This window comes from Actinoallomurus acaciae, from assembly GCF_042429965.1.
Classification (GTDB): Bacteria; Actinomycetota; Actinomycetes; order Streptosporangiales; family Streptosporangiaceae; genus Actinoallomurus; species Actinoallomurus acaciae.
Window position 1 is genome coordinate 1 of record NZ_JBHLZP010000289.1, and the last position, 10,574, is coordinate 10,574.

The window sequence follows — 10,574 nt, forward strand, 5'->3', positions numbered from 1 at the left end:
TCTCCGGCCGCCGCGGGCCCGTCGGCGTGCGACCTGGCCACGGCGGCCGTTCCGGCGATCGCGGCCCTGCCCGCGGACGCGCATGTGGACGTGCGCTGGATCGACCAGGCCGACCTTGCGACGTTCGGCGAATACCGGCGGAGCGACGCCCGGTTGGCCGAGGGCGCGATCGGCGCGGTCGTCGTCGAGGTCGTCTTCGCCGGCGGCGGCTACCTGGCGGCGGCCGAGACCGTACGGGTCGGCGGGGCCGGCGCTCAGCGGCTCACCTCCGAGGGAGCGGCGCGATGAGGATACTGTCCAACGCCGACATCGAGCAGGTCCTGACGGCCGGGGAGTGCATGGCGGCCCTGGAGACCGCCTACGCCGAACTGGCCCAGGGCATGGGCGCGAACCGCCCGCGCAACCACACCTACTTCCCGGTCGAGGACGCCCGGCATCCCGGCTTCCGCTACCGCTTCAAGTCCCAGGAGGGCGGCAACGTCTCCAGCGGCGTGTGGGCGCTGCGCATCACGTCCGACATCGCCGGCGTGGAGACGCTGCCGAGCGGAGTGCAGCGCCGTCGCCTGCTCCCGGCCGCGCCCGGCGGCAGATACGTCGGCCTGGTGACGCTCTACAGCCTCACCACCGTCGAACCGCTCGCGATCCTGCACGACAGCGTGATCCAGAAGATGCGCGTCGGCGCGACGTCCGCGTTGGGCATCCGCGAAATGGCGAATCCGGACGTCACCGTGGCGGGGATGTTCGGCTCGGGCTGGCAGGCGGGCGCGCATCTGGAATGCCTGCTACTGGTGCGACCGGGCATCGAGGAGGTGCGGATCTACAGCCCGACACGCGAGAACCGCGAGGCGTTCGCGCGTGAGTGGAGCGAGCGTACCGGCCGGAAGATCGTCGCGGTCGACCATCCACGTGACGCGGTGACCGGCTGTCAGGTGGTCACCTGCGCGACGGCGGCCATGGACCCCTGCTTCGACGGCGACTGGATCGACCCGGGCACCCACGTCACCTGCATCACCAACCCGGACGGCACGGCCACGCGGCGAGAGCTGGACGACCGTACCTACGACCGGGCCGCCCGGATCGTCGTCCTCTCCCGCGAGCAGGTCCACCACGACAGGCAGTTCGACATCCTCGGCCCGGTCGAACGCGGCCGCATGGCATGGGAGGACATCCGCGAGCTCGGCGAAGTGCTGCTCGGCGGCGCACCCGGACGGGACCGGCCCGAGGACATCACGGTGTTCGCCAACAACACCGGCATGGGCGTGCAGTTCGCCGCGGTCTGCGCCCGCGTGCTGCGGCTGGCCGAGGAACGCGGCCTGGGCCACATCGTGCCGACCGACCTGTTCTTGGAGGAGACCAGCCCATGACCGGCACACATCGCGTCGGCGGCCGGGTCGTCGCCTTCGGCGACAACATCAACACCGACGTCATCATCCCCGGCAGATACCTCATCAGCATCGACCCGGCCGAACTCGCCGAGCACGCCTTCGAGCCGTACGGACCGGAGACGCAGCGGCGCCTGCGGGCCGGCGACGTCGTCGTCGCCGGGCGCAACTTCGGCTGCGGCAGCGCACGTGAACAGGCCGCCACCTGCCTGATCGGCGCCGGCATCAAGGCCGTCGTGGCCGCGTCGTTCTCGCGGGTGTTCTTCCGCAACGCCATCAACACCGGACTGGTGGCGGTCGAGTGCCCGGCCGCCGTCGCGGCGGTGAAGGAGGACGGAGCCGGAGATCGGCTGTTCGTGGACTACGACGCGGGCGAGGTCGAGGTGAACGGCGAGACGTTCGCCTTCGCCCCCTACCCCCAAGGACTGCGCGACATTCTCGAGGACGGCGGGCTGATCCCGCACCTCATGCGACAGAACGCGAACGGAGGTGCGAAGTGAGCCATCCGGACGAGACCGCCCGGACCTTCGCGCAGAAGGCCATCGAACGGGCTTCGGGAGAGACGGGCCTGCGACCCGGGCAGATCGTCGACGCCTACCCCGACCTGTACATGAGCCACACGGCGAGCTGGCGGTGTATCCGCACGCTGGAGAAGATGGGCGTCGAGACGCTGTACGACGTCGACCGCGTCGCGATGGTCATGGACCACCTCTCCCCCGCCATGACCGCCAAGACCGCCGCCGACCACGCCCTGTGCCGTGACTTCGCGCGCCGGATGGGGGTGAAACACTTCTTCGACGTCAACGCCGGCATCGCGCACATCGTGCTGATGGAGAACGGCCTCGTACGGCCGGGTGAGTTCATCATCGGCACCGACTCGCACTCGACCATCTACGGCGCGCTCGGCGCGTTCGGCACCGGGGTCGGGTTCAGCGAGATCACCGCGGCCTGGGTGACCGGAAGGCTGTGGGTCAAGGTGCCCGAGTCCGTACGGATCGAGATCGACGGCGAACTGCCGCCGGGCACCTACGCCAAGGACGTGATGCTGAAGCTCATCGGCGACCTGGGCGCCGACGGCCTCACCTACTGCTCGGCCGAGTTCGGCGGGGCCTACACCGAGGCGCTGTCGGTGTCGGAACGCATGACCTTCTGCAACCTGGCGATGGAGATGGGTGCCAAGAACGCCTACGTCGCTCCGGACGAGACGACGCTGCGCTACCTCGACGACACCGGCGTGGACCGGGGGGAGCTGACCGTGCTGCTGCCCGACGCGGGCGCGGTCTACCAGCGCACCGTACGACTGGACGGCTCGTCGCTGAGTCCCCAGATCGCGGTTCCGCACACGGTCGACAACGTGGTCCCCGTCGAGGAGGTCGCCGGTACCCGCCTCGACCAGGTGTTCATCGGCTCGTGCGCGAACGCCAAGTACGACGACCTGGCGATCGCCGCCGAGGTGCTGGCCGGAAACCGGGTGTCCGACGGCGTACGGCTGATCGTCACCCCCGCGTCCGGCAAGATCATGACCCGCGCGTCCGAGACCGGCGTGCTCGCCACGCTGATCAACGCCGGCGCGATGATCACCAATCCCGGCTGCGGGGCCTGCGCGGGCAACGGCGGCGCGATGGCGGACGGCGAGACGACGCTGTCGACGGCGAACCGCAACTTCCAGGGCCGGATGGGATCGTATGAGTCCAGGATCTATCTGAGCAGCCCGGCCACGGCCGCCGCCTCGGCGATCCGCGGCGTGATCACCGATCCGCGCGAGGTCCTGACGCCCGCGGGAGCGATGCGATGAACCTCGTCGAGAAGATCCTGGCCCGCGCGAGCGGACGGCCGCAGGTGCGGCCCGGCGAGATCGTCATCGCCAAGGTCGACCGGCTGATCATGCACGACCTCAGCGGCTACCTGACCTCGGGCGTCTTCGAGGAGCAGGTCGGCGGGAAGATCCCCGACCCCGAGCGGGTGGTGATGGTCTTCGACCACCACTTCTCGCCGCCGACCGAGCGGCAGGCCGCCGTGCTGTCGCACAACCGGGCCTGGGCCGCCCGGCATGGCATCAGCCTGTACGACTGCGGCTCGGGCAACCTGCACCACGCCGCCGTACGGTACGGGCACATCCGGCCGGGGATGATCGTCGTCGGCTCGGACAGTCACACACCGGTGCACGGAGCGCTCGGCGCTCTCGCCGTGGCGCTCGGCAACGACTCCCACGCCGGCACCGTACTCCCGTACGGCAAGGCGTGGTTCAAGGTGCCGGAGACGACGCGAATCGAGTTGTCCGGCACGACACGACCGGGCGTGAGCCCACGTGACGTCGCGCTGTGGCTGGTCGGCCGGATCGGCGAGGGGGCGATGAACTATCGGGCGCTGGAGTTCGCCGGGCCCTACGTTCGCGCGCTGCCGTTCTGGGAACGCTGGCTGTTTCCGCTGCTGACCGTCGACCTCGGCGCCAAGTGCGGCTACGTGGAGCCGGACGAGGTCACCGAGGCGTTCGTCCGCACGCTGCCGGGCATGTCCTTGGACCTGCTGGAACGCGGCGACGACGGGGAGGCCGCGAGCGTACTGCGGTTCGACGTCGGCGAGGTCACCCCGCAGGTCGCCTGCCCGCCGACGGTCGGCAACGTCACTCCGGTCGAGAAGGTCGCCGGGCAGCCGGTGCGGTGGGCGGAGCTGGGCGGCCACGGCGGCGGACGGCTGGAGGACATCCGCGTCGCGGCCGCCGCCCTGGCCGGACGCCGCGTCCACCCGGACGTGTGCTTCAACATCGTGCCGTCCAGCCGAGCGGTGTTCGCCGAGGCTCTCGCGGAGGGTCACGTGGCGTCGCTGCACCAGGCCGGCGCGACGTGGTTCCCGCCGAGCACAGGTTCGAACCAGGCCGTCAACATGGGCGCGATGGCCGCGGACGAGTCCATGATCTCCACCCACGCCCGCAACTTTCCCGGCCGCAACGGCAGCCCCGACGCCCGGATGTACCTCGCCTCCGCCGAGACGGTCGCCGCGTCCGCCCTGGCCGGAGTCATCAGTCCCGCGCGGGAGGAATCATGATCTTCGAAGGCCGATGCTGGAAGTTCGGCGACAACATCCCCACCGACCGGCTGGTCAAGTCCCAGTACGTGTTCGAGCCGGTGGAGGAGATGGCCAAGCACGTCCTGGAGGACCTCAACCCCGACTTTCCGCTCCAGGTCCGGCCCGGCGACATCGTCGTCGCCGGCCGCCACTTCGGCCAGTCCTCCGGGCGGGCCATCGCCACCAAGGCGCTCAAGGCCACCGGCATCGGATGCGTCGTAGCGGACACATTCGCCCGCACCTTCTACCGGAACTGCTTCGAGGTCGGCCTGCCCGCGCTGGAGATCCCCGGGGTGACCGGCCTCCTCGAGGACGGCCACCGGATCCGCGTCGACGTCGCGGGCGGCGTCCTCGATGACCTCACGACCGGGCGGAACGCGCGAGGCGCGGCCGCCGAACCGTTCCTGCTCGACATGCTGGCGGCCGGCGGACTGATCAAACTGGCCGCGCGCCGCAGCGACCTGTTCGCGTGAACCACGCCGATTCGCGGCCCTTCCGCCGTTGAGACCTCCGTTCCACGAGGAGCTGCCGATGTTGACCTCGACTTTCGTACGCGACCAGTGGTACGTCGCCGCCTACGCCGACGAGATCGGGCCGGACCTGTTCGCCCGGACGATCCTCGGTGAGCCACTGGTGCTCTTCCGCGCCGAGGACGGCTCACCCGTCGCCCTCGCGGACCGCTGTGTGCACCGCCGCTTCCCGCTGTCACAGAGCCGCCGGGAGGGCGACACCGTCGTCTGCGGCTACCACGGCTTCACCTACGACACGACCGGCTCGTGCGTGTTCGTCCCCGGTCAGAAGCGGATCCCGCGGACCGCCCGGGTGGCCTCCTACCCGGTCATCGAGCGCGACTCGTTCATCTGGGTGTGGATCGGCGACCATGAACGCGCCGACGAGAACCTGATCCCACGGGCACCGTGGCTGGCCGACGCCGCGTACACGACCGTTCACGGCATGGAGCCGCTCGCCGCGCGGTACGGGCTGCTGGTCGACAACCTCCTCGACCTGTCCCACGAGACGTACCTGCACGGCGGGCACATCGGCACACCCGAGGTGGCCGAGACACCCATCACCACCGAGGTCGACGACGAGAAGGGGATCATCTACGTCAGCCGGCACATGGCCGACGCCGCATGCCCGCCGTTCTACGCCGAGTCCACCGGGATCAAGGGCCGGATCACCCGCTGGCAGGACATCGAGTACCACCCTCCCTGCCTGTACCTGCTGCACAGCCGCATCGCGCCGGCCGGGGTGCTGCCGAACGCGGACGGCACCGATCCCGACGCCTTCCACGTCGAGGTCGTGTACGCGATCACGCCGGAGACCGAGCACAGCACACACGACTTCTGGGCGGTCGCCCGCGACTTCGCGCCGGACGACGACACCGTCTCGGACTTCCTCCGGGACGGCAACCGCACGGTCGTCCTGCAGGACGTGGCGGCGCTGAACGTCCTGGAACAGGTCATCGCCGGTGAGGCCGAGGGGTACCAGGAGCTCAGCATCAACATCGACACCGGCGGCCTGGCCGCGCGACGCATCCTCGCGCGGATGGCGGCCGACGGCGAGCGGGTGCGGGAGCCTGCGTGAGCGGCGATCGTGCCGCCATGCTGGCCGGCGACCGCGTCTACCGGGTGCACTGGAGACTGGGCACCGACCGGCTCGTCGGCGTCTGCCACTGCGGCGCCGAACACGAGTCGGAGGACCCGGTCGAGCTGTGGGAATGGCTGCTCGCCCACCCCGACGGCCACGCGCCGGGTCCCGAAGCGGCGCTGCGCCTCGTGGGGACGCGATGACGCTTCGCGGTGCGCCGGGAGAGACCGAGATGGAGCTGTCGCTGGCGCGGAAGGAGACGGTGGCCGAGGGCGTCGTACGGCTGACACTGCGCCGCCCCGACTCCGGGCCGGTGCCGTCCTGGGAGCCGGGTGCGCACATCGACGTCACGGTGGCGCCGGGACTGGTCCGGCAGTACTCCCTGTGCGGCGACCCGGCCGATCGGTCCGCACTGCAGGTCGCGGTACTCCGCGAGCCGGCCGGCCGGGGCGGTTCCCGCGCCGTGCACGACGACCTCGCCGAGGGCGACGTCCTGCCGATCCGTGGCCCGCGGAACAACTTCCGGTTGCGGCCGGCCGGCCGTTACCTGTTCGTCGCCGGCGGCATCGGGATCACGCCGCTCATCCCCATGATCGCCGCCGTGCAGGCCGGCGAGGCGGACTGGCGCCTGGTGTACGGCGGCCGCAGCCGGGACTCGATGGCCTTCCGCACCGAGTTGTGCCACGCCTACGGCGACCGCGTGACGGTGTGCCCGCAGGACGAGACCGGCCTGCTCGACCTGGACTCCCTGCTCACCGAGCCGCTGCCCGGCACCGCCGTCTACTGCTGCGGGCCGGCGGCACTGCTGGCCGCCGTCGAGGCACGCTGCGCGGCATGGCCGGCCGGATCCCTGCACGTCGAACGGTTCACCCCGGTGCAGGACCCCGGCCTGCGGACCACGTTCGAGATCAGCCTCGCGTCGTCCGGCCGGACGCTCACCGTGACCTCCGAACACTCGATCCTCGAGACGCTGGAGGAGGCGGGCGTCGCGGTGCTGTCGTCCTGCCGCGAGGGAACGTGCGGCACCTGTGAAACGGCGGTGCTGGCGGGCGAGCCCGAGCACCGCGACTCGCTGCTCACCGAGGAGGAACGCGCCGCGTGCGACACGATGATGATCTGCGTGTCACGGTCCCGGTCATCCCGGCTGGTCCTGGACCTGTGACCTTCCGATCATCACATTCGAGCACCCACCGAGCCCCAGACGGAGACCTCAGCTTCCGTTCGCGGCCGGGCGCGCCGGCTGCCGTGCCTGGTTCCGGAACTGTGCGGGCGATGAGCCGACCACGCGGCGGAACGCGGTGCTGAACGCGCTCTCGGACAGGTAGCCCGTGGCCCGCGCGAGCTCGGAGATCGACAGGGCGTCGCGGGCGAGAGCGTCGCGGGCGAGGCTCATGCGCCATTGGATCAGGTACTCCAACGGCGGGACCCCGACGTGGCTCTTGAAGGCCTGGGCGAACGCGGAACGCGACATGTGGCTGATCTCGGCGAGCTCCTTGAGGCTCCAGGAGTGGGCCACGTCCGCGTGCACGGCGCGCAGGGCGGCACCGATGCCATCCTCGTTCAGGGCGCCCAGCCAGCCGGTGGGCCGGTCCGTTTGACCGGCGTGAGCGCGCAGCATGTGCACGAGCAGGATCTGTGCGAGGTGGTTCTGCACCAGCGGGCCGCCGGCGGCGGCGACCCCGACCTCGGTGGCCAGGAGATCGATCAGCTGCGCGAGCCGCCTGCCATGGGGATCGGTCACGCGGACGATCACGAGCGGCGGCAGGAGGTCGGTCAGGAGGGCCGCGTTGCCGTCGTCGAACGCGATGTGCCCGACGCAGAGGTAGAGGTCCTCCTCGGCCTCCGGGCCGATCCGTACGAACCCGTCTTCGGCCCCCGCCAGCACCGGCCCCGCAGGGCGTGGGCTCGCATCGAGCGTGCCGGCGAGCACGTAGGGCGGCGGGTTGCCCAGCATGAAGGTGTCACCCTCCTGCAGGAGCACCGGCTCGTGCCCTTCGAGGATCAGCCAGCACGTGCCGCGTACGAGGCCGCCGATCCGCACGTGCAAGAACGTGTCGAAGCGCAACGCCCACTCACCCGCGGCCCGGAGGCTGGGCCCGATCACCGTACGGGGACGGAGCAGGCCGATCGCGTCAGCCACTGGATCCCGAAAGCCGAGCACCGACGACACCCCCTGGACGATACGTAAAGAAATCCGGACTCTGCGCCATGGATAGTATCCCCGATCTCCCGCAGTATCGATGTCGAACGGAGCGGCATCGAGAGAGTGATGGAGACACCTTTATGGGACAGCTGGAAGGCAGGACGTCGGTGGTCACCGGGGGCAGCGCCGGTATCGGTCTGGCCACCGCCGTACGGCTGGCGGACGAGGGCGCGTACGTGTTCGTCACCGGCCGACGCGAGTCCGAACTGGAGGCCGCCGTCAAGACCATCGGAGCAGACCGGGCCACCGCGGTCGTCGGCGACATCTCGAAGCCGGAGGACCTGGACCGGCTCTATGAGGCGGTCCGGGCGCGAGGTGAGGGTTTGGACGTGCTCGTGGCGAACGCGGCGATCGGTGCGTTCGTGACGCTGGAACAGACCACCGAGGAGCACTTCGACCAGACCTTCGCGGTCAACGTCCGAGGCACGCTGTTCACCGTGCAGAAGGCGTTGCCGCTGCTCAACGACGGAGCCTCGATCGTCCTGGTCGGTTCGACGGCCGGCGACCGTGGGGTAGAGGCGTTCGGCGCGTACGCGGCGTCGAAGGCGGCCGTCCGGTCCTTCGCGCGGACGTGGTCCAACGAGCTCAAGGAGCGTGGCATCCGGGTCAACGTGGTCTCGCCGGCATGGATCGAGACTCCCGGGGGCACCGCCGCCTTCGGCGGCGAGGAGACCGCCCGGGCCGTCAGGGAGAATGTCGCCGCGACCGTGGCCAAGGGCCGCATGGGTCGGCCCGAGGAGGCCGCCGCGGTCATAGCCTTCCTGGCCTCGGAACAGAGCAGCTACGTCGTCGGCACGAACATCTACGTCGACGGCGGCACGAACCAGATCTGAGCAGGCGTGGCCTCTGAGGCGTTCCAGGTTCTCTGCCGCTGTTCTTGATGGCGGGCACCGCAACCGCACCCAGCGCGCCATTGGCCGGGCCGGTAGCCGGGCCCGGTGGATTCGAGGCGGTTCAGGCAGGCGTCTGGCGGCCGCGACCTGATATGAACGTGGTTGTTCTTCCGGTCTTCGGGCGCGAGGTGGCATGCGGGAGATCGCCGGGCGCTACCGGGTCGATGAGGAGATCGGCCGCGGTGGCATGGGAGCGGTTTGGAGAGCCTGGGACGGACGGCTGCACAGGCACGTCGCCGTGAAGCGGCTCGTGGTCCCGGCCGGGACACCGGGCGTCGATGTGGCGGCGATGCGGAGCCGGTTCCTGCGGGAGGCTCGCGCGGCGGCGGGGCTGGAGCATCCCGCGATCATCGGTGTCCACGACGTTGTCGAGGAGCCGGACGGCGAGATCTGGATGGTCATGGAACTCGTCCGGGGCCGGTCGCTACGGGACGCGGCGGCCGGGCGGGGGCTGCCGGTCGAGCAGGTCGCGGGAATCGGCCTGTCGCTGCTGGGGGCGCTCAGGGCGATCGTTGACGGCGGCGCTACGGCGGCGCCCTTGTCCCCGTCCCAGGTCACGGTCCCGGACAGCGGCGGCACCACGGCCGTTGAAGATGCGCCCGCGGCCCACGCGGACGCCGTGACCGTCACACCCACCAAACGCGAGACCATCACCGCGTGCTACAAACGGCCAGGCCGCGTGCTGCGGTTCATGGTCGAATGGGCCATGGCGGGAGCATTCATGGGATGGAGAGAATTCCCGCCCAATGGCATGGCATGGGATTACTGCGCGTATTGGCGATGGCCGCGTTCTGTGCGGTGCTCGGGATGTGCGTCTGGCCTCTGAAGGCGTTCCTCGACGGGCTGCGTGTGCGGCCCGACGTCGTCACGGTCGACCCGAACGGCATCACCATCACGCGCATGTCACGTGAGAACAAGCACCAGCCCATGTCGTTCACCATCCGCTGGAACACCATCGAACACATCGCCGTCGAAGGCGGCACGCGGACCGATCCAAAGACCCGCGGACCACGTCGGCACGCGGACGGCAGCCTTCTCGAGGAAGGCCCGGAAACGGAGCTCATCGTGAGGTTCCGGGAAGGACATGCCCCCTCCCAGAAATGGCTCGACACCTACCAGGCGTCCCAGCGGAACGACGGCACGTACCGGATATACGGGCCCTCGAAGAACACGCCGTCGGCACTCCAGACGAACCGCCTCCGCCCCGCACTCACGCAGTTCGCCGACCTCTACGACAACCCCAACCACGCGCCGAACCCCTGGGATAAGTGTCTGCGTCGGCGTGTCCGGGCGACCTTGCATGCCGGGTTGCCGAGGGCGGGGTGATGTCCCCTTGACGAGCGCCGCGCACGATATTTGCCGAACCGGCTAGTACTACATAGCTAGATCTGGATCGTCTGGAGGTGTAGCCGTCGTCGGAAGTGGTGTCTGCGTGCTGTG

The 10,574-nt window shown here is 70.0% G+C and carries 13 protein-coding genes; 12 read left to right on the plus strand and 1 reads right to left on the minus strand.

What is annotated here, in order from left to right; genetic code table 11:
- From ACFFNX_RS30770 to ACFFNX_RS30810, 9 genes are all read left to right on the plus strand, one after another.
- The coding region (locus ACFFNX_RS30770) for a hypothetical protein (protein ID WP_378209374.1) at nucleotides 1–288 on the plus strand (288 nt) is incomplete at its 5' end.
- Nucleotides 285–1,364, plus strand: a complete 1,080-nt coding sequence (locus ACFFNX_RS30775; protein WP_378209375.1) for an ornithine cyclodeaminase family protein — start codon at nucleotides 285–287, stop codon at nucleotides 1,362–1,364. The genes ACFFNX_RS30770 and ACFFNX_RS30775, both read left to right, overlap by 4 nt.
- A complete protein-coding gene (locus tag ACFFNX_RS30780; RefSeq protein WP_378209376.1) occupies nucleotides 1,361–1,882 on the plus strand; it encodes a LeuD/DmdB family oxidoreductase small subunit in 522 nt (173 codons plus the stop codon). Before ACFFNX_RS30775 ends, ACFFNX_RS30780 begins: the two co-directional genes overlap by 4 nt.
- On the plus strand, nucleotides 1,879–3,177 hold the full coding sequence (locus ACFFNX_RS30785; RefSeq protein WP_378209377.1) for an aconitase/3-isopropylmalate dehydratase large subunit family protein: 1,299 nt from the start codon (nucleotides 1,879–1,881) through the stop codon (nucleotides 3,175–3,177). The genes ACFFNX_RS30780 and ACFFNX_RS30785 overlap by 4 nt, the downstream gene beginning before the upstream one ends.
- Nucleotides 3,174–4,427: a 3-isopropylmalate dehydratase large subunit gene (locus ACFFNX_RS30790; RefSeq protein WP_378209378.1), complete on the plus strand. Its 1,254-nt coding sequence runs from the start codon at nucleotides 3,174–3,176 to the stop codon at nucleotides 4,425–4,427. The genes ACFFNX_RS30785 and ACFFNX_RS30790 overlap by 4 nt, the downstream gene beginning before the upstream one ends.
- A complete protein-coding gene (locus ACFFNX_RS30795; protein WP_378209379.1) occupies nucleotides 4,424–4,921 on the plus strand; it encodes a LeuD/DmdB family oxidoreductase small subunit in 498 nt (165 codons plus the stop codon). Before ACFFNX_RS30790 ends, ACFFNX_RS30795 begins: the two co-directional genes overlap by 4 nt.
- 58 nt (nucleotides 4,922–4,979) lie before the next feature.
- Complete coding sequence (locus ACFFNX_RS30800; protein ID WP_378209380.1) at nucleotides 4,980–6,035, plus strand: aromatic ring-hydroxylating dioxygenase subunit alpha; 1,056 nt, start codon at nucleotides 4,980–4,982, stop codon at nucleotides 6,033–6,035.
- The gene (locus ACFFNX_RS30805; protein WP_378209381.1) at nucleotides 6,032–6,241 is read left to right on the plus strand and encodes a hypothetical protein; all 210 of its coding nucleotides are present in this window, start codon (nucleotides 6,032–6,034) and stop codon (nucleotides 6,239–6,241) included. Before ACFFNX_RS30800 ends, ACFFNX_RS30805 begins: the two co-directional genes overlap by 4 nt.
- Nucleotides 6,238–7,200: a PDR/VanB family oxidoreductase gene (locus ACFFNX_RS30810; RefSeq protein ID WP_378209382.1), complete on the plus strand. Its 963-nt coding sequence runs from the start codon at nucleotides 6,238–6,240 to the stop codon at nucleotides 7,198–7,200. Before ACFFNX_RS30805 ends, ACFFNX_RS30810 begins: the two co-directional genes overlap by 4 nt.
- A 48-nt stretch (nucleotides 7,201–7,248) precedes the next feature.
- Here ACFFNX_RS30810 and ACFFNX_RS30815 read toward each other — a convergent pair whose 3' ends face one another.
- Nucleotides 7,249–8,178, minus strand: coding sequence for an AraC family transcriptional regulator (locus tag ACFFNX_RS30815; protein ID WP_378209383.1), 930 nt, complete (start codon nucleotides 8,176–8,178; stop codon nucleotides 7,249–7,251).
- A 143-nt stretch (nucleotides 8,179–8,321) separates the two neighbouring features.
- Between ACFFNX_RS30815 and ACFFNX_RS30820 the strand changes: the two genes are divergently transcribed.
- From ACFFNX_RS30820 to ACFFNX_RS30830, 3 genes are all read left to right on the plus strand, one after another.
- A complete protein-coding gene (locus ACFFNX_RS30820; RefSeq protein ID WP_378209384.1) occupies nucleotides 8,322–9,074 on the plus strand; it encodes an SDR family NAD(P)-dependent oxidoreductase in 753 nt (250 codons plus the stop codon).
- Between the two features lie 193 nt (nucleotides 9,075–9,267).
- Complete coding sequence (locus ACFFNX_RS30825; protein ID WP_378209385.1) at nucleotides 9,268–9,960, plus strand: protein kinase domain-containing protein; 693 nt, start codon at nucleotides 9,268–9,270, stop codon at nucleotides 9,958–9,960.
- Nucleotides 9,942–10,460, plus strand: coding sequence for a hypothetical protein (locus ACFFNX_RS30830; protein WP_378209386.1), 519 nt, complete (start codon nucleotides 9,942–9,944; stop codon nucleotides 10,458–10,460). The genes ACFFNX_RS30825 and ACFFNX_RS30830 overlap by 19 nt, the downstream gene beginning before the upstream one ends.
- Nucleotides 10,461–10,574: the final 114 nt, after the last annotated feature.

Bases quoted from the DNA above. Each gene is read 5' to 3' on its own strand.
- ACFFNX_RS30775 (WP_378209375.1), top strand. From the start codon at position 285: ATGAGGATACTGTCCAACGCCGACATCGAGCAGGTCCTGACGGCCGGG.
- ACFFNX_RS30780 (WP_378209376.1), top strand. From the start codon at position 1,361: ATGACCGGCACACATCGCGTCGGCGGCCGGGTCGTCGCCTTCGGCGAC.
- ACFFNX_RS30790 (WP_378209378.1), top strand. From the start codon at position 3,174: ATGAACCTCGTCGAGAAGATCCTGGCCCGCGCGAGCGGACGGCCGCAG.
- ACFFNX_RS30795 (WP_378209379.1), top strand. From the start codon at position 4,424: ATGATCTTCGAAGGCCGATGCTGGAAGTTCGGCGACAACATCCCCACC.
- ACFFNX_RS30800 (WP_378209380.1), top strand. From the start codon at position 4,980: ATGTTGACCTCGACTTTCGTACGCGACCAGTGGTACGTCGCCGCCTAC.
- ACFFNX_RS30810 (WP_378209382.1), top strand. From the start codon at position 6,238: ATGACGCTTCGCGGTGCGCCGGGAGAGACCGAGATGGAGCTGTCGCTG.
- ACFFNX_RS30820 (WP_378209384.1), top strand. From the start codon at position 8,322: ATGGGACAGCTGGAAGGCAGGACGTCGGTGGTCACCGGGGGCAGCGCC.
- ACFFNX_RS30825 (WP_378209385.1), top strand. From the start codon at position 9,268: ATGCGGGAGATCGCCGGGCGCTACCGGGTCGATGAGGAGATCGGCCGC.
- ACFFNX_RS30830 (WP_378209386.1), top strand. From the start codon at position 9,942: ATGTGCGTCTGGCCTCTGAAGGCGTTCCTCGACGGGCTGCGTGTGCGG.